Below are 24,645 nucleotides of genomic sequence, written 5' to 3'. Positions count from 1 at the left end.
GCCTGTTGCTAATAAACCCATCGGTGGCGGTCACCGGGTCGCCGACCGATAGTCGCCCCAGTCGATGACGCCGCCGTCCAGTGCTGACGGGTCAGCGTCCCGGAGCGCCCAGAGGACCATTTCGGCGACGGATTCCGGGTCGCGTCCGCCGTCGCCGGAGAGGTCCGTCGCGACCTGTCCGGGGTCGACTGCACCGACCGGGATGTCGAGGTCGGCGGCGAACCCGCGGGCAACGGCCTCCGCGGCGGCCTTCGAGACTGCGTAGGAACCGTATCCGGGCATCCCTTCGCGGGCGACGACGCCCGTCGGGACGACGATGCGGGCGTCCGGACCGAGGTGTGGGACGGCTTCGCGGATCGTCGAGAACACGCCCCGAGCGTTCGTCCGGAGGTGGTCGTCGAAGGCGGCGTAGGATTCCTCGGTAAGCGGTGTCTCGCCGGCGGTTCCGTGGTAGACGCCGGCGTTAGCGACAACGTACTGTATTGCGCCGTCACCGTCTCGTGTGGCAGTTTCGACCAGTCGTTCCACGTCGTACTCGTCGCGCACGTCCGTCCGAATCGCGGTCACGGAGCCGCCTGCATCCCGTATATCGGCTTCGACACGCTCGAGCGCCTCCGCGTCGCGGGCACAGATGACCGTATGTGCGCCCGCTCCCGCTACCGCGTGGGCTATCTGCTCGCCGATACCTTTACTCGCACCCGTGACGACAACGGTCGCGCCGTCCATCGCTGGGACCATAGCGGTGGTACCGCTGCCAGCCACAAGGTCGTTGCTCCCACCGTCGGTGGGGTGAGAGAGCGGTAGCCTCTTGTCGAACGCCCGCTACCGACCGGGCATGGACATCACGATTGCCGAATCGACGGTCGAGGGGACGGCGCAAGCGCCGCCGTCGAAGAGCTACACGCACCGGGCGGTGCTGGCTGCGGGCTACGCCGACGGCGCGGTCGTCCACGACCCGCTCGTGAGTGCGGATACGAAGGCCACAATGCGAGCGGTCGAGGCCTACGGCGGGAGCGTCTCACTGGCTGAAGACGAGTCGACGGTCGAAGTCACGGGCTTCGACGGCCGGCCGGAGACGCCGGACGACGTGATCGACTGTGCCAACAGCGGGACGACGATGCGACTGGTCACCGCGACAGCCGCACTGCAGGACAATCTCGCGGTACTGACTGGCGACGAATCCCTCCGGTCGCGCCCGCAGGGGCCGCTGCTCGATGCCATCGAACAGCTGGACGGCGACGCCGAGTCGACTCGCCGGAACGGACAGGCCCCACTCGTGGTTGGTGGCGGCATCGACGGCGGCGGGGTCGAGATTCCCGGTGATGTGTCCTCGCAGTACATCACCGCACTGCTGATGGCTGGTGCCGTCTCGCCGGACGGCATCGATATCGACCTGACGACCGAGCTGAAATCGTCGCCGTACGTCGATATCACGCTGGAGGTGCTGGACGCGTTCGACATCAACGCCCAGAAGACCGATACCGGGTTCACCGTCGACGGCGGCCAGACCTACGTGCCCGAAGGCGGCGACTACAACGTCCCCGGGGACTTCTCGTCGATGAGCTACCTGCTCGCGGCCGGTGCGCTCGCCGCCGAGGACGGCCTGCAGGTCACGTCGGCGTTCCCAAGCGCTCAGGGTGACGCCGCCATCGTCGACATCCTCGACCGGATGGGGGCCGACCTCGACTGGGACGAGGAAAGCGGCGAAATCACCGTCACACAGTCCGAGCTAACCGGTATCGAGGTCGGCGTCGAAGACACGCCGGACCTCCTGCCGACAATCGCGACGCTGGGGGCCGCCGCCGACGGCGTCACGCGGATCACCGACGCCGAGCACGTCCGGTACAAGGAGACTGACCGCGTGAGCGCGATGGCTGAAGAACTGACGAAGATGGGCGCTGAGGTGGAGGAACACCAGGACGAACTGTTCGTCTACGGCGCGGACAGTGACCTCATCGGCACGACCGTCGAAGGCCGCGCGGACCACCGCATCATCATGTCGCTGGCCGTCGCCGGCCTCGTCGCCGACGGCGAGACGACAGTGAGCGGGGCGGAACACGTCGACGTGTCCTTCCCGGACTTCTTCGACGTACTCGATTCACTCGGCGCTACTGTCGTGCGGTAGATAGCGGGACACCGACGCTATCGTTGCCTATAGCGGGACAAGCACCGGCCACATCTACAAGGTTCAAATGCCCCCAACCCCGACACCACTGTAATGAACGGCAACGAGTTCGGTCGTCTGTTCCGCATGACGACCTACGGCGAGTCCCACGGGGAGGCGATGGGCTGTACCGTCTCCGGCGTCCCGGCGGGCGTCGAACTCTCAGCGGAAGAGATACAGAAAGACCTCGACCGGCGCAAGCCCGGCCAGTCGATGATTACCACCTCCCGGGGCGAACCGGATAAGGTGACGATTAACTCCGGGATTCAGGACGGGTACACGACGGGCACGCCCATCGGAATGGTTATCGAGAACAAGGACGCCCGCTCGGGCAAGTACGAGCCATTCATTACGGCTCCGCGACCGTCCCACGGCGACTACACCTACTCCGCGAAGTTCGGGACCCGAAACTGGGGCGGCGGCGGCCGGTCCTCGGCCCGCGAGACAGTCAACTGGGTCGCCGCCGGCGGCGTCGCCAAGCAGATCCTCGAACAGTCCGACTACGACGTCCAGATCAAGGCCCACGTCTGCCAGATCGGCGACGTCGAGGCCGGCCCGGTGACCTTCGAGGACATGCTCGAACACAGCGAGGAAAACGAGGTCCGCTGTGCCGACCCCGACGCGGCCAAGGAGATGCGCGACCTGGCCGACAAGCACCAGAAGGAGGGCGACTCCATCGGCGGCGCGATTTACTTCGAATGTCGCGGCGTCCCGTCCGGCCTCGGCGCGCCACGGTTCGATAGCTTCCCGTCCCGGCTCGGCCAGGCGATGTACTCGATTCCGGCGGTCAACGACTTCGAGTACGGCATCGGCCGCGAGGCCCGGACGACGAAGGGCAGCGAGTACACCGAGAACTGGGAGTTTAGTGAGGACGGCCACCCCACGCCTGTCGGCAACGACCACGGCGGCATCCAGGGGGGCATCACGACCGGCCAGCCAATCTACGGCGAGGTGTCGTGGCACGCGCCGGTGTCGATTCCCAAGACCCAGAAGACGGTCGACTGGGAGACGGGCGAAGGCAAGGAAATTACCGTCACCGGCCGCCACGACCCGGTCCTGCCGCCGCGGGCGGTCCCGGTCGTCGAGGCCATGCTGGCCTGTACGGTCCTCGACTTCATGCTGCTCGGCGGCCGCATCAACCCCGACCGGCTCGACGACCGACCGGGCGAGTACGACACCGACTACCACCCGTCCAGTCCGCAGAACGACCCCGAGGACGCGGACACCCACGCCAAGACCCTCGACGACGAGTAAGATGGACGCCCAACAGGAATCCAAGTCGAACCCGTTCGGGATGGACGAGGCGTGCCAGAACTGCCCCGCACTGTGTGAGACGCGCGAGAACGTCGTCCACGGCTACGGCGACGTGGGCGCTGAGTTCATCGTCCTCGGCGACTCGCCCGCAGTCGGCGCTGACGAGTCCGGTATCCCCTTTACCGGCGAGCAAGAGCGCGAACTGCTCGACATCCTCGCCGCGGTCGACATGTGCTCGGACCCGAACGCCGACAGGCCGCAGCTACAGAACACCTTCCTGACGTACGTGACCCGCTGTCGCCATCCCGGCAGGGCGGCGACCGACGAGGAGGTCGTCAACTGCGAACCGTATCTCAACAGCGAGATACGGATGATAAATCCCGAGATATTGCTACCGGTCGGCCAGCGCCCCCTCGAAGAGTTAGCCTTCGAGTACACGACGATGAGCGAGGACGAACTCGACGTCGAGGACCGCCACGCGACGACGATCCGCGGTCGGGGATTCGAGATCCTCCCGATGATTCCGCCGAGTGAACAGACCGATGCGGAACGGACAGCGTTTCTGGAGCACCTCAGCGAGACGCTTGGACAGGACTACCGGCAGACGAAGGGCCGACGCGGGCGGTAGTCAGGTATCGGACTGGACTTCGGTCTCAGCGGTCTGGAGCAACTCTTCCGGGCTCGACACTGTCCCGTACTCAGTTGCCGCCTGTAGCCGGTTTTCGGCGTCGTGGCGGTACTGGCTCGCCTGTGTCGATTCGCCCTGTTCGCTGGCGTAAGTCATGCCGCTGAGCCACTCGGCGGCCTGCCAGAGACAGGTCGCTTTCTTGCGCGCCCGTTCCGCTAACTCGGTCAGCGAGTCGTCGTCCGCTTCGCGAACAGTCGTCGTGAACTCCTCGACGCTTTCCTCGAAGTCCGACGCGGCACTGTCGAACCCACCGCGAGCGAGCGCCATCTCCCCGTCTTCGACGGTCGCTAGCGCGTCGGATAGCTGCCGGCGCGCTTCGCGATACCGCGTGTAGCCGATATGGTACGCCCGTTGTGCCGCCGCAGTCCCGGACAACGTGGCCTCGCGTTCGCAGTCGCGGCATACGATCTTGGGTCGTGGCTCCCCGAGAACCCGGTACTCCGACCCACATCCGTCACATCTGTAGGTCTGGGATTGCTCCATATAGTTTCTCTTAGTTATCAAATACTGCTCACATCTTATAATTGTTCTGTAGCTGCGTCGGAACACAAGCGACTAATCACAGTCGGGCCGAGAAGACAGTATGACTACGGTAACTGTACTGGCTGATCCGCCAGTCGAAGGGTTCGTGTTACAGGACCTGGCGGGCGACCTCTTGGACGACGCCGAGGCGGCCAAGCTGTACGAAGCCATGCTGCTCGACGTCTGTCGTGCGGTGGAGATCAGCGGGGCCGAGCTGTTGGTGAACTACCGTGCCTCGGAGCAGGTCCCGGACGGCGTAGACCCCGAGACCGCGGTGCGAGAGCCAGTGACAGAGGCCCTCGAATCACCGGGCAACGCCCGGTTCGAGGTACAGGTCGGCTCGACGTTCGCCGGTCGGGTCGGGAACACTGTCACACACCTCCTCAACCGGGAAGACGTCGCAACCGTCGCCGCCGTCGAACCGACAGCGGCACTGTTGAACCGCCAACTCATCGACAGCGCGGCGATGAAACTCCGATCCAGCGGCGTGGTACTCGGCCCTGCTGAGGGCGGCCGTGTCTACTACGCGGGTTTCGGCGAGCCGATAGATTTCGAGGACAGCTACGCCACCCCGGCGGTCGAAACCATCGGCGAGCGCGCCGCGGATGCCGGCCTCGACGTGGACTTTCTCCCGTCAACGCCGGTCCTCGAAACGCAATCGGATCTCAAAACGATGGTTCCGCTGCTACGCGCCCGGAACCGAGCTGGTCGGGTCGTACCGGAACGGACGATGACGTTCTTCGATGACCTCGGAATCCGTGTTGTCGACAACGACGGCGAGCCGACCGTGGTCCGAGAGACCGACAGGTCTTAGAAGGCCCACGCAGTATGTCCGACTGCGGTGGGATGGCAGAGCGGCCTATTGCGCCTGCCTTGAAAGCAGGTATCCTCACGGATTCCTGGGTTCAAATCCCAGTCCCACCGTATTTTGCCACGAACAAACCGTGAGTGGCAAGTACACCAGCTGAGATTTGAAGCCGACGAGTCGCAGCCCTCGCAACGGCGTGAGCAGGACCGTCTCGGCTCGGTTCAAATCCCAGTCCCACCGTATTGCTCCGAGCAAATGCGCGAGGAGCCATCGGTATGTACTGGCGGTTTGAACCCTGCAAGTCGCAGCGCACACAGTGAGTGCGACCGTCTTGCTCTGGTTCGAATGCAACTACAGCAACGTTCGGTCCAGTCTAAGAGCCTACAGAAGAGGTGGACAGAATTCGCTGCCTTCCGATGTGTAGGCACAGTTTACCGAATCGAAGCAATCGGGCGGTTTTATGTCGGTGGTCCGGATTATATCCGTGTAATGGTACGTGAAGATAGGTCCCCAAGACAGCATCTTCCGGGCCTCCCAATCGTCTGTGTCGTCTCTCTCCTCCTCGCAGCCACGGTAGCGGGCCCCGCTGTTGCTGAACCGAGTCTGTTCGTGTCCGGCGCGTCGAAAGACGCGAACACGATACTGGCCGGTGAATCAGTAAACGTTACCGCAACGGTCCATAACACCGGCAGTTCGGGCGGTGCGATGGGTATCGAGTACGTAGTAAACGGCACGACTAGAGCGACCGAACGGGTGGTCGTCGACGCCGACTCGTCGGTCGAGCGGACGCGGGCACTGGAGTTCGATGCCCCCGGAACGTACAGGATTAAGGTCCAGAGCCCAGGGAAATCAGCTGGGCGAGTCAAGGTCAAGCCGGCACTAGTCGAGACAACGCGTACGGACTCGACTACGCGGCAGCTCAAGATACGCGGTGGGACAGTCCCGACGAACGAACCCTACGAACTGAACGTATCGGAACAAACGAACCGATCCTTTGCCGTCCAGTCCTGGACGGTCAACGCATCACGGCAGGCATTCACGCAGGACGTGACCGAGTACACTGATCCCAGCGCGGCAGACCTTGCGGTACCGTCCGGTGACGACGCATCGGTGTTCGGTGTGGTGACTGTCGGGTCGTCGGACGGCGTCGAGCCGTCGTCGATGCAGTTCGCGCTGGACCGCTCAACACTCCAGTCAGCCGGAATAGCACCACAGGATGTCCGCGTGTATCATCGCATCAACGGATCCTGGAAAGCCGCCGAAACGACCGTCGCCACGGAGCAGCCCGACCGTATCGTTTACGAGGCGGATACCGCAGGGACGACGGCCTACGCCATCGGGAAAATTGAGCCGTCGTTCTCCGTCACACGAACGTCAGTCGTCAGCGAACAGGCGACAGACGGATATCGGGTCAGCGTCAGAGGGACTGTCGAAAACGCCGGCAGTGCCCCAGGCACGTACGACGCGCAGATGCGGGTAGACGACGAGGTCGTCAACCAGACCTCAGTGACTGTGCCGGCAGACACCGAACAGACCGTGACGCTGTCGACGGTCGTGACGACGCCGGGGACGTTCCAGATCAGCTTCAACGACGCCAACGCCGGTGAAATCAAAGTAACCGAGAGCCAGCTCCAGACCGACGAGAACGGCGGTGCCGAGCCGAAGACAGAGCCGACGGGAACGGAGCCAGCAGTCCAGACCGAACCCGCGGGTGACGGTGACGGCGGACTCGGGCCGCTCCCGGCGACGGTCATGGGCCTCAGTACAGTGCTGGTCATCGGCGGACTTCTCGGTGCGTTGCTCCTGTTCGGCGTCGTCATCGTGCTCCTCCGACGGGGTGGCAGCCGGAACGACAGCGGCTTCGAACTGTAGGCGGGGAGAGAAACCCTTTTTGTGCCAGTGTCCAGAGAATCGCGTATGGATTGGCCACACGATCCGGACGGTGAGGAAGGAAGCGAGGGCCGGCGCAAGTACGGCCACGCTGTGCTGGCGAAGAAAGTCGACGAGGACGAGGACTTCCCACTGACTGCCGAGGAATACGTCGAACAGTACGGGGACCACCCGGTTCGGATCGACTACGAGACGGTCGTCAGCGTGGCGGACATCTTCGAATACGTCGATCAGGAGGAGTTCGAAGACTTCCCGGACTTCCACAAATCTCTCGGGCGCGCGCTGCGCGAAGCGGACTGGTGGCCGTACAGACTCGAACAGGCCTGACTGCGAAGTGTGTGGGCACGACACATACTTGTGGGAGGCCGATGTAGCGTCGCGTATGGCGACGACATCTTCAAGCGGCGACCGCACCGAGCAGGGACTCCCCGAGGAGGTTGTTGCCGATCTGTTGTCGGACGACACTCGCCGTCGTGCGCTCTCGATACTGGCAGACCGCGGTGAACCGGTTGTCGTAGCAGACCTCGCGGCGGCGGTTCTGGCGGCCCAGCGTGACATCGAGCCAGCGGCAGTCCCTGACACTGACAGGGACGAACTCACCGAGGAACTGTTCACCGAACACCTCCCGAAACTGACGGCAACAGATATCGTAACATACGATTCGATGGTCGGGACCGTCGAGATACAGCGCCCCGACGCGGTGCCGACTGACCCCCGTTGAATCGGCTCGCATGTCCGGAGTCCGACACCGGCCGGACCGGCCTTCAGTCCACTCTGCCGGTTAATTTCGACAGAGCAATACCCGTTGCTTCTAAACGAACGATGGACAGTGACCAACACCCAGATCACCCATATACAGATTGATAACTACGGGCCGTGGACTGTGACGCCTGAGCCCCGCCGTGAAGTCGACCTGCAGACGCTCCAGTCCCGGTTGTACGCTGACCTCGCACAGTTGTTCGGGAACCGCGACGGCTACATCTTCTTCTCGCGGTTCGACAACATGATCGCCGTGACGAACGGACTGGACGAGGCGGCACACGCACTCATTCAGGAGTCCGTCGGCAATCGCTACCCGGTGACGATGAGCCTCTCGGTCGCGACGGGAACGACACCCGTCTCGGCGCTGGGAACGGCAACAGAGCAGCTACAGGAGGCCGGTAGCGCACAGGACAAGGGCCGGCGAGAAGTGCTACGCGGTCAGACGATCGACGAGGAGTTCCGGAAGCCCACAGACGTGCAACTCGCGCATTTCGATGTCGACGACGCCACCGAGAAGTACACCGACCAGCTCAACGAGTTCGACACGTTCATCCAGATCGAGCAGGGGTACGCGGCGCTCATGAAGTATATGCGCGAAGCCCACGACTCGTTGTCGTTTTTCGTCGGCGGCGACAACGTCATCGCGGTCTGTCCGGACCTGGACGAGGCGGACTACCACGACGCAATCAACCACGTCCGTGACGCGGTCGACGTAGAGTTGAAAGTCGGTGTCGGACGCGGGCGGACGGCAGCTACGGCCGGGATGGACGCCAAGCACGCGTTAGAGACCTGTCGGGCGACTGGCGAGGCCGTTACCATCGAAACCGAGACAACCGAGTAAGTTGTGAACCACGCGATATAAACGTAGTGGAGGTATCTTTTAGACCGGTCGTGTGGTACTTAGACACATGAACGGTGAGGTCACTGTGCGGGAGGTTATGAACAGAGAGTACGTCGGCGCAAGCGAGTCCGACGACCTCCTCGAAACGACGGAGTTGCTGATCCGAGAGGACCAGCATCCGATTCTCGTGTTACGGGGGAACGAACCGGTCGGTGTCGCGACGGACAGAGACGTACTGGCATACATCGTCGACGGCGGTGACCCGGAGACTGCCACCGTCGGCGACGTGATGCGTGAATCCATTCCGACAATCGGCCCCGATGCTGGACTCCCGGCGGCCCGGGACCGAATGGCGACACGGTCCGCGGAGTTTCTCCTGGTAACGGCTGACGGAGAACCCCTCGGAACGCTGACCGAGCACGACATCCTCTCGACTGCGAGGTTAGAGAGCGAGTCGACGGAGGTCGCCGAGCAACCCTCGACGGTTGCGACGACCGGGCAGGAAGCCACCACCGACGGGATGCAGTCCGCCGTCGAGGATTCGTTCGATAATCAGGGCATCTGTTCCGCCTGTAGCACGTTTACACGGGACCTGGCGTCGTTCAACGGGCAACTCCTCTGTGCGGACTGTCGTGACGTCTGACCCACGCCAGCCGGCCCCGCCTCTCACAGCGGACGGATACGGCGGCGTAGCCGAACTGTTTTGACCGTACGACACGGAGCACCACCGTGGAAATCGCCACCGCCTCGATGGACGACGTGGACACCATCGTCGACCTGTGGGTCCGACTGGCGGAGAGCCAACGTACCCACGGGTCACATCTGTTCGGGGACCGGAACCGGACTGCGGTCCGGGAGACTGTCGTACAGCGCGTTGTCGCCGAGAACGTCCGTATCGCCCGTATAGACCGGCAGATCGTCGGGTTCGTCATGGTGACCATCGACAGCGGCCGGTACGAACAAGACGAGACGCGGGGTATCATCGAGAACATCTTCGTGGAACCGGTCCACAGGAGTCAGGGAGTCGGTAGCGAACTGCTCGATACGGCGGAGGAACTACTTCGCGAAGCCGGTGCGGATATCCTCGCGCTGGAGGCGATGGCGGACAACGAATCCGCCCGACAGTTCTACCGAGCACACGGCTACGCACCACACCGGATCGAGCTCGAAAAGCCGACCGAAAACGATACTCTCTAAACGGTCCCCACACAACGCAGGTATGCAACCGCGCCAGGGGAGCTTGGGTGGTCCAAGCACTCGACTTGTAATCGAGAGTTCGTGGGTTCAAATCCCACCCCTGGCTTCACGTTTTTACCGCTGGGGTGCATACGGTGGCGCATGAGTGAATCCGAAGGAGAACTCCCGGACAACGACGAAGAGTGGCGCGAAATTCTCTCCGACGAGGAGTACCGAATCCTCCGCGAGTCCGGAACAGAGCCGCGGTTCAGCAGCGACCTCATCGACGTAGAAGACGAGGGCGTGTTCACCTGTGCCGGCTGTGGGACAGAACTGTTCGATAGCGACAGGAAGTTCGAATCGGAGACTGGCTGGCCGAGCTTCTGGGACGTGTATCAGGAAGGCAACGTCGAGACACAGGCGGACAACAGCCACGGGATGGAGCGAACGGAAGTCGTCTGTGCCGAGTGTGGCGGTCATCTAGGCCACGTATTCGACGACGGACCGGAGCCGAGCGGGAAGCGATACTGCATCAACGGCGCGGCGCTCGACTTCGAGTCGGAGTAGCGACCACCGGAACCCTTTTTTCCGTCATTGAAGTTGATACGGCTAGACGTGACTGAACACGGGACCGACGAGGCGGACAACGAGGGGGCCGGGGCGCCGGTCGACGAGTCGCTGGTGGACGAGCCACCGACCGCCGCTGCCGAGCAGCCACAGCCGGAGAGTCACCTGCTAGCTGAGAGCCTCCGAACGTTTCCGTGGCTCCGGGCTGCCGGCGTCGCCGCCGGGACGCTGGCTGTCGAGTATCTGCTCGTCACGCTGCTGTTTCTCGTCGGCCCGCCGGAGGTCGGCCTGCAGGAGCTGTCGGACCGGCTGATCCAGTACGGGTTCGTGCTGTACAACGCCCATCATGTGCCGACACTGGTGACTGCGACAGGTGCCGAGGTGTACGGCTCGGCCGCGCGGAACGTCCTGTACGGTGTTGAGAACGCGAGCATCCCCCCTATCGTCTATTTCCTGATACCAATCGTCTCGCTGCTCACCGTCGGCGCACTGTTCGAACGCTACCGCGGCGATTCCCGGTCGGACAGCCTGCTCGAAGAGGCGGCGCTCGTCGGGACCGGCATCGGCTTTGGCTACGTCGTCACTGGGTTTATCGGGAGCTTCGTATTCGTCCGGACAGTTATGTTCGACGGCGGGGGCGAGGGACAGGCCGCGCCAGCGGTGCTGTGGCTCCTGATTCTGATGTTCTTCCTCCCACTGATATTTGCGAGCCTCGGCGCGGCCGCCCGCTACCTCTACACCGACTGGGCTTCGGGCGCGTAGGTCGTCTCGATAAATTCGAGGATGCGCTCGGACTCGGCCATCGTGACCCCGCGGTCGTCGTCGACCAGCACCGGGACGCCCCGCTGGCCGGAGACCCGCTTCACTTCGTCACGTTCTGAGTGCAGCGCCTCGACCCAGACGCTGTCGTAGTCGATGTCGAGTTCGTCCAGTCGGTCGGCGACCTTCTCGCAGTACGGACAGCCGTCGAGCTGGTAGAGCGTCAGGCTCATACTGAGCGGTACGGACGCCGCCCTCAAGGTGGTTGTGCTCGAAAAAAACGCGACAGCCGATCTGTCGTTACTCGTACAGCCAGGGCGCGTCGATCTGGTCCCAGTCGACGAGTTCGTCCTCGTCGAAGAACAGCTCGATTTCGCGCTCGTTTGCGCCCTCGTCCTCGTGGTCGGAGCCGTGGATGACGTTCCGACCGAGGTCGAGGCCGTAGTCGCCGCGGATGGTGCCGGGAGCCGACTCGGCCGGGTCGGTCTCGCCCATCATGGTGCGGACCTGCCGGGTCGCGTCCTGACCTTCCCAGACCATCGCGAACACGGGACCGGAGGTGATGAAGTCGACGAGCCCGTCGAAGAACGGCTTGTCCTCGTGCTCGCCGTAGTGCTCCTCAGCGAGCTCCTGGTCGATCTGCATGAACTTGCCGCCGACCATCTTCAGGCCGCGGTCCTCGAAACGGGAGACGATGTCCCCGATGAGGCCGCGCTGGACGCCGTCGGGCTTGACCATCACGAACGTGCGCTCGTGCTCGGACATTACGCTTCAGCCTCCTCGGCTTCTTCGTCCTCGACGTCTTCGTCCGCGTCGGTCTCGTCAGCGTCGTCGGCGTCAGCTTCGTCCGCAGCCGCTTCCTCGTCGGTGTCTGCGTCAGCTTCCTCGGCATCAGCTGCCGGCTCTGCTTCCGCCTCTTCAGCTTCGTCTTCAACCTCTGTCTCGACCGCACCGGCTTCGCCGCGGGCAGTGTCGGTCCATTCGAGGTTGCGGGCCTCGCGGCCCAGATCGGCGTTGTTCTCGCACTTCGAGGAACAGAAGTGCGTGGTCGCGCCGTCCTTGTGGACGAACATCGTGCCCGTGCCGGGTTCGATGTCTGTGCCGCAGTAGTCACATTCGCGTGTCCGGGGCATGGTTACTGCCCTCCGATGGTGTCGGCCTCGCGAGCCGTCTCGCGGAGCTGGAGCACGTCACCTTCGCGGACCGGACCGAGAACGTTGCGCGTGATGATGCGCCCCTGGTTCTCGCCTTCGCGGATGCGGCACTTGACCTGCATGGCCTCGCCGTGCATCCCCGTCCGGCCCACGACTTCGATAACCTCGGCGGGCGTGGAACCGCTGCTTTCGGATTCCTCAGCGCTCATCCGAGGTCACCTCACCGAAGCTCCTCGACCTTGTCGGCGATGTCCTCGACATCGGCGTCAGCCTCACCGGCGTCGGTGACGGCTGCGGCGGCCGAGCCGACTTCGAGCCCGGCGGCGTGTCCGAGGTCGTCCTGCTGCTCGACGAAGATGAAGGGGACACCCTTCTCGTCGGCGAGTTCCGGAATGTGCATGACGATCTCCTCGGGCTGGACGTCTTCGGCGACGAAGACGAGCTCGGCGGAGCCGCGCTCGATGGACTTGGTCGTTTCGTTTGTACCCTTCTTTACAGCGCCTGTGTCCCGGGCGACCTCGAGCGCCTCGAGGGCGTCGTCTTCGAGGTCCGCGGGAACGTCGAAATCTACGTATACTGGCATTTGTATGTTCACCTCCTGCGCGCGAGCTCAGGCTCCCCCGCCGTGTCCGGGCCGCGGGGCCCGTCACACCGTGATGGTGTGTATCCTGAAAAGGCTGGGAGCATCATCAACTCGGCGCAGGCTGTACCCCATTCTGTGCCACCGGCCCTAAAAGCGCTTTCGAAGCCGAAATCGCGTGCCAGGCCGCCACACGGGTGCTGTCGGGGGGTCTGCCTATTCCGCGGCCGCCGACGCATCGGCCAGCGCGGCCCGCGCGTCCGAGACGAGACGGGCCACCACCTCACCGGCGGGCCGGACGTCCTGTGCGCGACCGGTGCTTTGCCCGGCGTAGTGTGGCAGGGCCTCGACATCGCCGGTCATCCCCGCAAGCGGGGGCATATCAGCAAACCGACTAATCGGCTCGCCGTCGGGCATCTGTGCGACTTGTTCGGAATCGTTACCGTCGCTTTCCCCACCTGAATCGGCACCGGCCTGCTGCCTGACCTCATCAGTTTCGAGTACCCGGTGTGGCTGGTCCGGCCAGCCCCGGTCGAACAGTTCGGTGAACCGCGTCGCCGTCTCGGGCGCGTCGACGATGCGTTCCCGGTAGGTCTCGTGCGCCCCCGATTCTGTGGTCGCCACGAACCGAGTGCCGAACCAGCCGCCGTCAGCCCCAAGTGTCAGCGCCGCCGCGAGGCCGCGACCGTCGCCGAGACCGCCGGCCGCGACCACCGGGACGGAAACCGCGTCGGCCACCCGCGGGAGCAGGGCGAAAGTCGTCACGTCGCTCTGGACGTGGCCGCCGGCTTCCCGACCCTGTGCGACCACGACATCGGCTCCGGCGTCGACGGCCGCCCTGGCCTCGGCCGCGCTCGCGACCGTGACCATTACCGTCCCACCAGCCTCGTGGACCCGGTCGATGTACGGCCTGGCATCGCCAAAGGAGAAGGAGACGACCGACGCGCCCGCGTCCAGACACGCATCGAGACATGCCGACGGCGAGAGCACGCCCGTCGACTCGTCGAGGACGACGTTGACGCCGACCACGCCGTCGGTCGCGCTCGCGGCCGCCGTGTACGCATCACGGATCGCGTCGGCGTCGCGCCACGACATCGCCAGCATCCCGAGGCCGCCCGCGTCCGCGACTGCCGCAGCCAGTGCCGGTGTGGAGACGCTCCCGACCGGTGCCTGTACGACTGGGTGGTCGATACCTATCGCAGAGCAGAGCGGGGTCTGGAGGGGTGCCATGCCGGCGACTGTGTCCGATCCGGTAAAAGCGTACCTCGATAGCGCCGTGACCGTCAGGTCCATACTGGCGCGTCCGCCACCACCGGTATGGACATCGCGCGCTCGCTCCGAGCCGAGGCCCGCCGCGCAAACGAGCGGCGACTGCTCGTGCTGGCGGGCGACCCCGACCGGACGCGGGAGCGAGCGAGGGCAGCCCTCGACGCTGCGGATATCCCCAGCGCTGAGACGACCGTCGTCGGCCCGGAGCCGTTCCTCGACTGTGAACACCACGAGCAGTCCCGCGCCGAGGAACTCCTCGGGCGGACCCGGACGGCCGTCGTCGTCGATGTGCACGAGGAACTGCGGCCGGACGCCGTCGGGCGGACCGTCGGTGCAGTCGACGGCGGCGGCCTCTACGTTCTCCTCGCGCCGCCGCTGGACCGATGGCCCGAGGAGCGGGACGGGTTCGATGGCTCCCTCGCGGTCCCGCCGTTCAGGGTCGAGGACGTGACCGGCCACTTCCGCCAGCGGTTCGTCGAAACGCTGCGAGCGCACCGGGGCATCGCCATCGTGGACGCCAACACAGACACAATAGAGCAGGACGGCCTGACGGACCCGCCACCGAGCCGCCCGGTTCCTGCACCGACTCCGCCCGCTGATTCGTGGTTCCGCTCCGAGACCTACGCTCAGTGTCTCACCGGCGATCAGCGGGACGGAGTCCGGGCGTTCGAGACCCTGCGGGACGACGGCGCGGCGGTCGTAGTCGAGGCCGACCGGGGCCGGGGGAAATCCAGCGCCGCCGGGTTGGCCACCGGAAACCTCGCCGTCGAGGGGCGGGACGTACTGGTGACCGCGCCGCAGTACCGGAGCGCCGGCGAGGTGTTCACCCGGGCGGCACACCTGCTGGAGGCGCTCGGCGCTGATTTCACGCGCGACCAGGCATCCGGACCACAGCGGCTCGGCATTGCGGGGGCGGGCTGTGTGCGGTACTCGTCCCCCGACGAGGCCGCAGCGTTACCGGACGACCCCGACGTAGTCATCGTCGACGAGGCCGCGGCCCTGCCGGTCCGGCGACTCGAACAGTTCCTCGACGCCCCGGCGGTCGCCTTCACGACGACGGTCCACGGCTACGAGGGGGCAGGCCGGGGCTTCTCCGTCCGGTTCCGTGACCGACTTGCCGAAAGCGACCACACGGTTACCGACGTGTCGATGACGACACCGATCAGGTACAGCGACGCCGACCCCGTGGAGGTGTGGGCGTTCCGGGCGCTGTTGCTGGACGCCCGCCCGCCAGCCGACCAACTCATCGCGGATGCGACGCCGGAGAGCGTACAGTATCGCCGGCTCTCGACGGCTGACCTGCTCGCCGACGAACACCTGCTCCGGGAGGTCTTCGGCCTGCTCGTGCTGGCACATTACCGGACGGAACCCTCGGACCTGGCCCGGCTGCTCGACGCGCCCAATCTCACCGTTCGGGCGCTGACCCACGAGGGTCACGTCGTCGCGGTGGCGTTGCTGGCACAGGAAGGAGGCCTCACCGCGGACACACGAGCCACGATGTACGAGGGCGGGCGGGTCCGTGGGAACATGCTCCCGGACGTGCTGTCGACGCAGCTCCGGGACGAGGCCGCCGGGATTCCGGTCGGCCAGCGGGTCCTCCGCATCGCGACCCACGCCGCGGTCCGGTCCCGCGGGCTCGGCTCCGAACTCCTCTCGGAAATCAAGACGGAGTTCGCCGACCAAGTGGACTGGCTTGGGGTCAGCTACGGTGCGACGCCGGAACTCGTCCGCTTCTGGGCGGACAACGGTTACAGTACCGTGCACCTCGCCACCTCGCGGAACGCGACCAGTGGCGAGTACTCCGTCGTGATGCTGGACCCCTGTTCCGACGACGGGGCGGCGCTCTCGACCCGACACGGTGGATGGTTTCAGGACCGCATCGCGGCGGTGCTGTCAGACTCGCTCGACGACTGCGACCCCGACGTGGTTCGGGCAGTGCTACGAGCGACTGACAGCGAACCGTCCCTCTCCCTCTCTGAGTGGGAATGGCGGCTGGTTGCCGGCGTCCCCGGCGGCGCGTCGGTTCTCGACACGAACCCGAAGCCGTTCCGTGACCTCACCCGCCGACACCTGTCGCACCCAGCCGACGCGACCGCGCTCTCGCCACGGGAGGAACGCCTGCTTGTCCGAAAGGTCTTGCAGGCACATCCATGGTCGACTGTCACCGAGGAACTGGCGTTCGTCTCTGAGCGTGAGTGCATGCGTACCCTCGGCGGAATAGTCGAAAGATTGACGCGTCTGTACGGCGACGGTTGGGTACAGGAGGAACTCGATAGACACCAATGAGCCTGCTCGGCCTCGAAACACTGCTGTTTGTACTCGCGTTTGTGCTCCTGGTCGGCGGCGTCATCGGTAGCCTCACACCCCAGGTCCCCGGCGCGCTCGTCTCGCTCGCCGGCGTCTATCTCTACTGGATCGCCAGTGGCATGACCGAACCCGGGACGGTCCTGCTGGCCCTGTTGACGCTGGTCGGCTTGCTGACGTGGGCCGTCGACATCGCAGGCGGGGCCGTCGCCGCGCGCGTCGGCGGGGCGTCGAACTGGACGGCGGCCCTCGCCGGCGTCGTGGCGCTCGTCCTCTTTTTCGTCACCGGCCCGCTCGGCATCCTGCTGGGGGTCGCCGGCACGGTGTTCGTCGTCGAGTTCTACCGGCAGGAGGACGCTCGCGGGAGCGCGAAGGCCGCGCTCGTGACGACCGCCGGAATGCTGGCCTCCGGCGTCGTCCAGGCCCTGCTAACCGCGTCGATACTGGTCACCATGGTCGCCGTCGCGCTCCTATGACTCGGTGTGCCGAGGACGACTGCGAGAACGAGGCCGCGGTCGAACTCCACATCCCCTGGGATGCGAACCGCAAAGTGTGTCCGGACCACGCTCGTGTCTGGGCGCAGAAAGACGGCGTCGTCCCCGCGCCGATGGACGGCCACGAGGACGAGTGGCCGTAGACTGTTGTTCTCCCGATAGCCGTATTAGTTTACACGAAGGTATTTAATCAGGAGGCTGTCAAACGTTCACGAAGAAAATATAATAATAATTGGGTTTGAATACGACAAGTGAGGCGTGTTATCATGAAACGCGAGATGCTCACCACCGACTTCATCGACCGTGCAGCGGACATCTACGACGACGTGACCGGTATCGTGGCCCACGACGGCACCGAGTACACGTACGCGGAAGTAAACGAGCGGGTCAACCAGTTGGCACACGCGCTGTCGGACCGGGGTGTCTCGAAAGGAAGTCGCGTGGCCGTCCTCGCGCCGAACACGCACTACTTCATCGAGACGCTGTACGCGGCAAACAAACTCGGCGCGGTGTTCGTCCCGCTGAACTACCGGCTCGACCCCGCGAAAATCGAGTATATTCTGAACGATTGCGAAGCCACAACGGTAATCGCCGACTACGACTTCGCCGAGAAAGTCCAGCCGGTACGGGACGACATCCCTGCGGAGACGTTCATCGGCTACAAGCCGGACCGTATCGACGGGGAGTGGGAGGCGTACAGCGGTATCCTCGACGGGCAGCCGACAGCCGAACCGGACCGACCGGAGATGGCCGAGGACGACGACGATAGCATCAACTACACGTCCGGCACGACGGGGGACCCGAAGGGCGTGGTCAGAACCCATCGGACAGAGAGCTGGCACGCGCTGGTGCTCAACCAGCACATGGAGATACGCGACGACGACACGTACCTCTGGACGCTCCCGATGTTCCACTGCAACGGCTGGGGCCACACCTACGCCATCACCGGGACCGGCGGCACCCACGTCTGTCAGCGGACCTTCGACGCCGCGGACACCTTCCGCCGGGTCCGCGAGTACGACGTGTCGTTCATGTGCGGCGCGCCGACGGTGCTGAACAAACTCATCCAGCACTACCGGGCTAACGACGGCGACGTCGTGACACAAGGTGACCGCGACGTGCGAATCGCGACAGCCGGCAGCGCCCCAGCGACGGCGACCATCGAGCGCGTCGAAGACGAGTTCGGCTGGCGCATCATCCACATCTACGGCCTGACCGAGACGGCCCCGATCATCACGACCAGCAACTCCCCGCGGCGCATCGCCGAACGGGGCCGTGAACTCAAGGTCAAGCAGGGGTCCGAGGCGCTGTGTACCGACATCCGAATCGTCGACGAGGACGGCGACGACGTGCCACGCGACGGGGCGACTATCGGTGAGATCGTGGTGCAGGGCAACCAGGTGATGGACCGCTATCTCAACAAGCCCGAGATCACCGAGGAGGCGTTCAACGACCGCGTCGAGGGGTACTTCCACACCGGCGACCTCGCGACGTGGGACGAGGACGGGATGATACAGATCATGGACCGCCGGAAGGACATCATCATCTCCGGCGGCGAGAACATCTCCTCTATCGAACTGGAAGACGAACTGTACGACCACCCCGGTGTCCTGAAAGCCGCGGTCATTCCAACTCCGAGTGAGGACTGGGGCGAGACCCCGATGGCAATTGTCGTCCCGACGGCCGACAGCGACGCGACCGAACAGGATATCCTCGAATTCCTCAGAGAACGCGTCGCGAGCTACAAGGTCCCCGCAGGCATCGACTTCCGGGACTCGCTTCCTGAAACGGCGACTGGGAAAATCCAGAAGTACGAACTCCGCGAAGAGTACTGGCAAGAGCAGGAGCGGATGATCGGCCAGGAGTGAGCGCGGCGGTAGCTGTGAGGCGCTAGGACGGTATTAACACGATTCTTTATTAGGGTTCCAGCGGTCGGTTACACCATGCATCTGGGAGTCGTCGTGCCACGCGTCGAGGACCACAGCACAATCGACCTGGCTGTCGAGGCCGAAAACTGGGGCTACGACTCGGTCTGGCTGAACGAACTGTGGGGTGCCAGCTCCGTCGTCGAACTCACAGACATTGCGACACGGACAGAGGACATCGAAATCGGCAGCGCGATACTCAACGTCTTTTCGCGGTCGCCGGCCGTGCTGGCGATGACAGCGACGACCCTCGACAGGGTCTCGGACGGACGGGCAGTGCTGGGCCTGGGAACGAGTACAGCCCGGTCCATCGAGAACATGCACAGCATGGAGTTCGAGCGACCGGTCCGTCGCGCCCACGAAACCATCGACATCGTCAAACAGCTCATGACGAGCGACGAGCGGGTGACCTACGACGGCGAGGTTGCGTCGGTGAGGGGGGTTCCGCCGCTAGACCGCGACGTGCCGGTGTACCACGCCGCGCTCGGGCCGGCGAACAGGCGAGTCGTCGCCAGACTCGCCGACGGCTGGCTCCCACACATGATCCCGTTCTCCGAACTGGAGTCGGCGTTCGACTACATCGTGGAGACGGCACGCGATGCCGACCGCGACCCGAGCGAGATTACCGTCGCACCGTACGTGCCGGCGGTGGTCCACGAGGATTCCGAGCGGGCGACCGAGGAACTCCGTCAGCACATCGCCTACTACGTCGGCAGCGGCGAGGGGTATCGCCGGGCTGTCGCGGAGACGTATCCGGACCGGGCGGAGCGCATCGCCGACGCCTGGCAGGCGGGTGACCGCGGGGAGGCGACGGAGCTCGTCACTGACGAGATGACGGCTGACCTCGGCATCGCCGGGACGCCGGAACAGGCACAGGAGAAACGGGATAGAATTGCGGACAGGGCTGTCATCGACCGGCTTCTGCTAACTGTGCCACAGCAGGTCGACGGGGAGCTTGCTCGAACGACGATTCGGGCGCTGGGGCGGACGTAGCGCGCTACAGGTCGATTTCCATCATCACCTCGTCGGCGTACTCGTCGCCGAACTTGTAGTGGTCTTCACGGACGGCTTCGGTGTCCCAGCCGTGGCCTTCGAGGAACTCGATCGCGTCTTCGTTCGTCGATGGGACAGAGTTGTACAGCTTCTCGTAGCCGTTCGACGCCGCCCACTCGGTGCCCCGGGCGAGCAGCTGGGAGCCGATGCCGTGACCCCGATAGCGGTCAAGCACGCCCAGCGTTAGCTCTGCGGTGTGGCTGAGTTTCTCCACTTCAGGGTGTTTGAGGTGGACCCACCCGACAACGTCGTCGTCGATGCAGGCGACGAAGAAGATGCGCGACTCCAGTTCGTTGTGCCGGAGCAGCACGCCCTCGCTGTCCACCACGTCGGCGACGGTCTCCGCGTCGACGTACTCGCCGCCGCCGATAGCGGCTCGGATGGCCCCGACAAGGCCGGTCAGGTCCTCCTGACGGGCCTGCCGAATGGTGAACTCGATGTCGTCGGCCTCGAACTCCTCCTCGACGGTGTCGTTGTACGCGATGCGGAGTTCCCCGTCGATTTCTGCCAGCACGCCGTCCCGTTTGAGTATCGCGACGTGATGGCCGAACGGGCGCGGGTCCATCTGCAGCGACGTCCGTGCGGCTCGTGGCTCAACTGACCCGTGCGATTCGATGTACTCGTAGATGTCCCGTCGGTCCTCGTGGTCGAACTGCAGTGGCTCTGTTAACTCCATGGTATCTGCTACCACGAGACAGTACTTAATCCTTTATCAAAAACCATGTACTTCTCAGTAAACGGTCGCTACTGCTCCGGAACGCCGGTCAGAAGGACTGCCACGTCACGGGCGTTATGCGTGTCGACGAGCAGTTCTGCGGCCGCTCTGACGCTGTAGGTGCCGGCTAACTCCACGCCGTAGCAGGCGGCGTAGCAGTCCAGCCAGTCGTTCATCGTCCGTTCGAGCCGCTCAAACTCCGCTTCGGAGAACCGGACCCACGACCCGCCGGTCCGGGCCTCGCAGTACAGAGCCACCGTTGGACCGAACCCCTCACGCAACAGTTCCATCGCTCGCTCCTCGTCCGGCGGGTCGGGGTCCAGCGACTCGTGGACCTGCTCGGCCCGGCGGGAGAGCGCCCGAATCCGGTCGTCGTACTGGCCGCTCATCACCGAACAGGTCACCCCTGCTTGAACTCGACGCCCTTGCCGCCGGCGGGGTGTTCCCACTCGGTATCGGCGACGATGGCACAGGTGCCACACTCGACGCAGGGCTGGGTATCGAGGCTCACGAGGTGTTCCTTGGTCCCGTTGGTCTGGACCATCTCGTCGCGGTAACAGCCACCGCCGAAGTCCTCGGCGCTGACCGGGCAGGCCGTGACGGCGGTGCCGGACGCCTCGAACGACTTGTCGACCAGTTCGATGTGGGGGTCGCCCACGTCGTAGGTCAGGTCGCCGATACGGTCGGCCAGGTCCGGCGGCGAGACGGTGTTCTCGTCGGTCACGGGCTCGCCCAGTTCCTCGGCGATAATCGTCGGGAGCGTCACGTAGGGCAGTTTCGTGTCTGGGATCATCGACACCATGCGCGGCGACGAGTAGGCCCGTTCGAGCAGTCCGCCTGCCGCGCGGACCCCGAACCGGCCGACGGCGGACTCGGCGATAGCGTTCGAGAGGTCGTCGACGGGGCCGAGTTCGCCGAGCTGTCCGAACACCTTGTATCCGGTTGGCCGGAGCTTGTCCATCACGCCCTCGTCGTGGAGTTTCTTTTCGTACAGTTTGCCGGCCTGAGACGTGTCCCCGCGTGCCCTCGCGTCGGCGAACGCCTCGGCGGCCAGCGCTCCGGCGGTGACCGCGTGGTTCATCCCCTTGATGATGGGGCCCTGAGCCTGCATCTGACCGGCGGCGTCGCCGACCAGCACGAGGCGGTCCTTGTGCGGGGAGGGATGGGCCGCCTTCTTCGAGTCCGGAACCAGTTTCGCACTGTACTCGCGCTCGTCGTACTCGTCGCCGAGCCACTGGGCCATGAGCGGATGCGTGAGCAGGCTGTCGAGCAGTTCGTGGGGCTCCGCCCGTTCCTCAGCGATAGAATCGAGGTGGAACACGGTGCCGATAGACAGCGAGGACTCATTGGTGTAGAGGAAGCCGCCACCACGGACGCCGTCGAACAGGTCGCCCGAGAACAGGTGGGCCGCGCCGTCGTCGGGAGCCACGTCGAACCGGTCGTTGATGACCTCGGGCTCCATGTCGACGACCGCCTTCACGCCCTGGAACCACTCCTCGGGCTCTTCCCAGTCCATCAGCCCGGCGTCCCGGGCGAGTTCGGAGTTGACGCCGTCGGCCGCCACCACGAGGTCGGCTTTGATTGGGTCTAGTTCCTCGGTCGTCACGCCGACGATTTCGCCCCGCTCGCGGAGCAGGCCGGTGACGTGGACCTCGGTCAGCAGGCCGCCGCCGGTCTCGCGGGTGCGCTCGTGGACCTGCTGGGCGAGCCACGAGTCCATCTTCCGGCGGAGCACGGCGTCGGCCCACGCCGTGTCGTGGTGGTGCAGGTCGCCGATGTCGAAGGACTTCACCCTGTCGCCGGCGATATTGTGGATGAGGTTCTCCGTCACCGGCCGCTCCGTCGCTTCCTCGCGGAAGTCGGGAAACAGCCCGTCGATGGTGTAAGGGGCCGACTCCTCCGCGTAGATGAGCCCGCCCGAGACGTTCTTCGAGCCGGCGTCGACGCCGCGTTCGAGCACCAGCGTCTCCACGCCGTTCCGTGCGAGGGTCGCCGCCGCGGCCGCTCCGCCCGGTCCGCAACCGACGACGACCGCCTCGTACTCCTCGTAGGCGTCAGTCATCGCTGGCCTCCATCATCGCACCGAGTTCACCGGCTTCGACGGCCTCGGTCAACCGCGGGAGCACCTCGAACAGGTCGCCCTCGATGAGGTAGTCCGAGAAGTCCCGGATGTCGGCATCCGGATCGGTGTTGACGGCGATGATTGTATCGGACTCGTCACAGCCCACCTTGTGCTGGATCGCGCCGGAGATGCCCGCCGCGATGTACACGTCGGGTTCGACTTCCTGTCCGGATTCGCCGATCTGGCGCTCTTCCGTAACGTACTGCTCGACGTGGCCGTCGAAGGAGTACGACGAGGTGATGACGCCACGGGACAGCCCCAGGTCAGCCTCGTCGAAGGCGTCGACGAGGTCCAGCGCCTGCTCGATGCCCTGTGTCGGGTCGTCGCCGATGCCCCGGCCGACGGCGACGACGACGTCGTTGCCGGTGAGGTCGACGCCGCCGGAGAGGCGGTCGTACTCCTCGACCTCGACTGTGAACCACTCGTCGTCGAGGTCCATCTCGTAGTCGACGACCTCACCGTCGCGCTCGTAATCTGGGTCAGGCATCTCGAAGCTCCCCGGAATCACCGACGCCCCTTGCGGGTGGAAGTCCCGGTTGGGCTTGTCGATACAGAGAATCGTCGAGTACTCGAACCCGGAGAAGTCCGGGCGCTTCATGTGCAACACCCGTTCGAACTCCTTCTTGTCGCCGGCAGTGCCGACTTTCGCGGGGTTGGATATCATCGCGCTCTCGATGTACAGCCCCGAGCAGTCCGACGCCAGCCCGGAGTCGAGTTCACCCTGGACGAGCGCCGAGAGGTCCCGGCCGTTGTTCGTCGCCGGGAAGACAGCGTAGCGCGGCTCGTGGTAGTCCTTCCACGCCACCTCTTCGCGGCCCTCCGCAGCCAGTTCTCCACCGGACCGGGCCATGTCACAGAAGATTTCGGTGTATGGCTGGTGACGGAACCGTTCTAGACGGGGGTCCTCGTGGTAGACGACGAGGTCCGCGCCGTAGGCGATGACGTCCTCGACGTGGTCGCTCGCGTCGGCCCCGATGAGCACGGCGACCACGCGCTCGTCCTCATCGTAGTCCTCGTTGTAGGTGTCCATCAGTTCCCGGGCCTTCCCGAGCATCTCCTTCGAGACGTCGACGAGTTCGCCGGCCTGGGTCTCGCAGTACACCCACATGTCGCGGTACTCTGCCCCGACGGTCCCTTCGACCCACTGTTTGTCGTTGGTCGGGTGGTCGAGTTCGGGATACTTCTCCTCCGGCGGAACGTACTCGACTTCCGCCGTCTCCTCACCTTCGGTTTCCTCGGTCCCCTCGACGGACTCGATGCGGCTCTCTATCTGGGACTTCGCCGTCTTGCGGTCCTGGCCCGCTTTCTCGCGTTCGAGCAGGTCTCTGAGCACGTCGCCGTCGTCGACCTCTCGAACCATGTTCGCCACGTCGGCAACCGTGAGGTCAGCGAGGTCGACGGTTTCCGGGTCCATCTCGCCGTCGCCCTCGTCCTCGACTTTCTCGATGCGGTCCTCGATGAGCGTCTTGACCGGGACTCGATCCTCGCCGTCTTCCTCCAGCGCCAGCATCGCCCGCAGTTCGTCCGCGTCGTCGACGTCCTTGATTTTCGGGCCTAGCTCGGCGATCTCGTGTTCCGTGGGGTCGATGTCAGGCATG

29 protein-coding genes and 2 tRNA genes are annotated in these 24,645 nt (G+C 64.8%); 19 read left to right on the top strand and 12 right to left on the bottom strand.

Annotated features, from left to right (window positions below; translation table 11 throughout):
• Positions 1–30: 30 nt before the first annotated feature.
• A complete protein-coding gene (locus AV929_RS11935) occupies positions 31–738 on the bottom strand; it encodes an SDR family NAD(P)-dependent oxidoreductase (RefSeq protein WP_174878657.1) in 708 nt (235 codons plus the stop codon).
• Between the two features lie 97 nt (positions 739–835).
• Here AV929_RS11935 and aroA point away from each other — a divergent pair, with 97 nt between their 5' ends.
• The 3 genes from aroA to AV929_RS11920 all read left to right on the top strand — a co-directional run bounded on the left by aroA (position 836) and on the right by AV929_RS11920 (position 4,046).
• Positions 836–2,125 carry a 3-phosphoshikimate 1-carboxyvinyltransferase gene (aroA, locus tag AV929_RS11930; protein ID WP_064288344.1) on the top strand — a complete coding sequence of 430 codons (1,290 nt, stop codon included), beginning with the start codon at positions 836–838 and terminating at the stop codon, positions 2,123–2,125.
• 93 nt (positions 2,126–2,218) lie between these two features.
• Complete coding sequence (gene aroC / locus AV929_RS11925; protein ID WP_050037699.1) at positions 2,219–3,418, top strand: chorismate synthase; 1,200 nt, start codon at positions 2,219–2,221, stop codon at positions 3,416–3,418.
• 1 nt (position 3,419) lies between these two features.
• A complete protein-coding gene (locus AV929_RS11920; RefSeq protein ID WP_064288343.1) occupies positions 3,420–4,046 on the top strand; it encodes a uracil-DNA glycosylase family protein in 627 nt (208 codons plus the stop codon).
• Here AV929_RS11920 and AV929_RS11915 read toward each other — a convergent pair whose 3' ends face one another.
• Positions 4,047–4,589, bottom strand: a complete 543-nt coding sequence (locus tag AV929_RS11915; RefSeq protein WP_050006898.1) for a hypothetical protein — start codon at positions 4,587–4,589, stop codon at positions 4,047–4,049. It abuts the gene before it with no gap.
• Between the two features lie 100 nt (positions 4,590–4,689).
• On the opposite strand from AV929_RS11915, the gene AV929_RS11910 reads away from it, so the two are divergent.
• From AV929_RS11910 to AV929_RS11860, 11 genes are all read left to right on the top strand, one after another.
• Complete coding sequence (locus AV929_RS11910; protein WP_050006899.1) at positions 4,690–5,442, top strand: hypothetical protein; 753 nt, start codon at positions 4,690–4,692, stop codon at positions 5,440–5,442.
• Between the two features lie 26 nt (positions 5,443–5,468).
• A tRNA-Ser gene (locus AV929_RS11905) sits at positions 5,469–5,552 on the top strand.
• Between the two features lie 493 nt (positions 5,553–6,045).
• Positions 6,046–7,308: a PGF-pre-PGF domain-containing protein gene (locus AV929_RS11900; protein WP_014039793.1), complete on the top strand. Its 1,263-nt coding sequence runs from the start codon at positions 6,046–6,048 to the stop codon at positions 7,306–7,308.
• A 45-nt stretch (positions 7,309–7,353) separates the two neighbouring features.
• On the top strand, positions 7,354–7,653 hold the full coding sequence (locus AV929_RS11895) for a DUF5785 family protein (protein WP_004593490.1): 300 nt from the start codon (positions 7,354–7,356) through the stop codon (positions 7,651–7,653).
• A gap of 55 nt (positions 7,654–7,708) precedes the next feature.
• A complete protein-coding gene (locus tag AV929_RS11890; RefSeq protein ID WP_064288342.1) occupies positions 7,709–8,047 on the top strand; it encodes a hypothetical protein in 339 nt (112 codons plus the stop codon).
• 108 nt (positions 8,048–8,155) lie between these two features.
• Positions 8,156–8,929 (top strand): GTP cyclohydrolase III, encoded by a 774-nt coding sequence (locus AV929_RS11885; protein ID WP_014039791.1) that lies wholly within the window; start codon positions 8,156–8,158, stop codon positions 8,927–8,929.
• A gap of 67 nt (positions 8,930–8,996) precedes the next feature.
• Entirely contained in the window at positions 8,997–9,572 is a 576-nt protein-coding gene (locus tag AV929_RS11880) for a CBS domain-containing protein (protein WP_044951729.1), read from the top strand.
• Between the two features lie 86 nt (positions 9,573–9,658).
• Positions 9,659–10,126, top strand: coding sequence for an N-acetyltransferase (locus AV929_RS11875; protein ID WP_014039789.1), 468 nt, complete (start codon positions 9,659–9,661; stop codon positions 10,124–10,126).
• A gap of 32 nt (positions 10,127–10,158) precedes the next feature.
• Positions 10,159–10,232: transfer RNA gene (locus tag AV929_RS11870), tRNA-Thr, on the top strand.
• Between the two features lie 35 nt (positions 10,233–10,267).
• Complete coding sequence (msrB, locus tag AV929_RS11865; protein WP_014039788.1) at positions 10,268–10,672, top strand: peptide-methionine (R)-S-oxide reductase MsrB; 405 nt, start codon at positions 10,268–10,270, stop codon at positions 10,670–10,672.
• A gap of 48 nt (positions 10,673–10,720) precedes the next feature.
• Positions 10,721–11,434: a hypothetical protein gene (locus AV929_RS11860; protein ID WP_014039787.1), complete on the top strand. Its 714-nt coding sequence runs from the start codon at positions 10,721–10,723 to the stop codon at positions 11,432–11,434.
• On the opposite strand, the gene AV929_RS11855 is transcribed toward AV929_RS11860, so the two are convergent.
• From AV929_RS11855 to AV929_RS11830, 6 genes are all read right to left on the bottom strand, one after another.
• On the bottom strand, positions 11,407–11,664 hold the full coding sequence (locus AV929_RS11855; RefSeq protein WP_014039786.1) for a glutaredoxin: 258 nt from the start codon (positions 11,662–11,664) through the stop codon (positions 11,407–11,409). The genes AV929_RS11860 and AV929_RS11855 overlap by 28 nt on opposite strands.
• Before the next feature lie 67 nt (positions 11,665–11,731).
• Positions 11,732–12,196: a nucleoside-diphosphate kinase gene (ndk, locus tag AV929_RS11850; RefSeq protein WP_008310318.1), complete on the bottom strand. Its 465-nt coding sequence runs from the start codon at positions 12,194–12,196 to the stop codon at positions 11,732–11,734.
• On the bottom strand, positions 12,196–12,564 hold the full coding sequence (locus AV929_RS11845) for a 50S ribosomal protein L24e (RefSeq protein WP_014039785.1): 369 nt from the start codon (positions 12,562–12,564) through the stop codon (positions 12,196–12,198). The genes ndk and AV929_RS11845 overlap by 1 nt, the downstream gene beginning before the upstream one ends.
• Before the next feature lie 2 nt (positions 12,565–12,566).
• On the bottom strand, positions 12,567–12,794 hold the full coding sequence (locus AV929_RS11840) for a 30S ribosomal protein S28e (RefSeq protein WP_004516764.1): 228 nt from the start codon (positions 12,792–12,794) through the stop codon (positions 12,567–12,569).
• An 11-nt stretch (positions 12,795–12,805) separates the two neighbouring features.
• Positions 12,806–13,168 (bottom strand): 50S ribosomal protein L7Ae, encoded by a 363-nt coding sequence (gene rpl7ae, locus AV929_RS11835; protein ID WP_004593501.1) that lies wholly within the window; start codon positions 13,166–13,168, stop codon positions 12,806–12,808.
• A 213-nt stretch (positions 13,169–13,381) separates the two neighbouring features.
• On the bottom strand, positions 13,382–14,395 hold the full coding sequence (locus AV929_RS11830) for a nitronate monooxygenase family protein (RefSeq protein WP_064288341.1): 1,014 nt from the start codon (positions 14,393–14,395) through the stop codon (positions 13,382–13,384).
• An 87-nt stretch (positions 14,396–14,482) separates the two neighbouring features.
• On the opposite strand from AV929_RS11830, the gene tmcA reads away from it, so the two are divergent.
• From tmcA to AV929_RS11810, 5 genes are all read left to right on the top strand, one after another.
• Positions 14,483–16,720, top strand: a complete 2,238-nt coding sequence (tmcA, locus tag AV929_RS11825) for a tRNA(Met) cytidine acetyltransferase TmcA (RefSeq protein ID WP_064288340.1) — start codon at positions 14,483–14,485, stop codon at positions 16,718–16,720.
• The gene (locus AV929_RS11820) at positions 16,717–17,214 is read left to right on the top strand and encodes a DUF456 domain-containing protein (protein ID WP_064288339.1); all 498 of its coding nucleotides are present in this window, start codon (positions 16,717–16,719) and stop codon (positions 17,212–17,214) included. Before tmcA ends, AV929_RS11820 begins: the two co-directional genes overlap by 4 nt.
• Positions 17,211–17,375: a hypothetical protein gene (locus AV929_RS22360; RefSeq protein WP_175055156.1), complete on the top strand. Its 165-nt coding sequence runs from the start codon at positions 17,211–17,213 to the stop codon at positions 17,373–17,375. The genes AV929_RS11820 and AV929_RS22360 overlap by 4 nt, the downstream gene beginning before the upstream one ends.
• 123 nt (positions 17,376–17,498) lie before the next feature.
• On the top strand, positions 17,499–19,100 hold the full coding sequence (locus tag AV929_RS11815) for a class I adenylate-forming enzyme family protein (RefSeq protein WP_064288338.1): 1,602 nt from the start codon (positions 17,499–17,501) through the stop codon (positions 19,098–19,100).
• Between the two features lie 75 nt (positions 19,101–19,175).
• A complete protein-coding gene (locus tag AV929_RS11810; RefSeq protein WP_064288337.1) occupies positions 19,176–20,150 on the top strand; it encodes an LLM class flavin-dependent oxidoreductase in 975 nt (324 codons plus the stop codon).
• 4 nt (positions 20,151–20,154) lie between these two features.
• Here the strand turns inward: AV929_RS11810 and AV929_RS11805 are convergent, their stop codons facing one another.
• The 4 genes from AV929_RS11805 to AV929_RS11790 all read right to left on the bottom strand — a co-directional run bounded on the left by AV929_RS11805 (position 20,155) and on the right by AV929_RS11790 (position 24,644).
• Entirely contained in the window at positions 20,155–20,886 is a 732-nt protein-coding gene (locus AV929_RS11805) for a GNAT family N-acetyltransferase (protein ID WP_014039779.1), read from the bottom strand.
• Positions 20,887–20,954: 68 nt separating this feature from the next.
• Entirely contained in the window at positions 20,955–21,314 is a 360-nt protein-coding gene (locus tag AV929_RS11800; RefSeq protein WP_044951721.1) for a hypothetical protein, read from the bottom strand.
• 11 nt (positions 21,315–21,325) lie between these two features.
• Positions 21,326–22,987 (bottom strand): FAD-dependent monooxygenase, encoded by a 1,662-nt coding sequence (locus tag AV929_RS11795; RefSeq protein ID WP_064288336.1) that lies wholly within the window; start codon positions 22,985–22,987, stop codon positions 21,326–21,328.
• Positions 22,980–24,644 (bottom strand): electron transfer flavoprotein subunit alpha/FixB family protein, encoded by a 1,665-nt coding sequence (locus AV929_RS11790; RefSeq protein WP_064288335.1) that lies wholly within the window; start codon positions 24,642–24,644, stop codon positions 22,980–22,982. The genes AV929_RS11795 and AV929_RS11790 overlap by 8 nt, the downstream gene beginning before the upstream one ends.
• Between the last annotated feature and the right edge of the window lies 1 nt (position 24,645).

The sequence above is a fragment of the Haloarcula sp. K1 genome (genome assembly GCF_001647155.1).
Classification (GTDB): domain Archaea; phylum Halobacteriota; class Halobacteria; order Halobacteriales; family Haloarculaceae; genus Haloarcula; species Haloarcula hispanica.
Note: the sequence above shows the minus strand (reverse complement) of the source record. Positions and strands in the feature narration are given on the sequence as shown.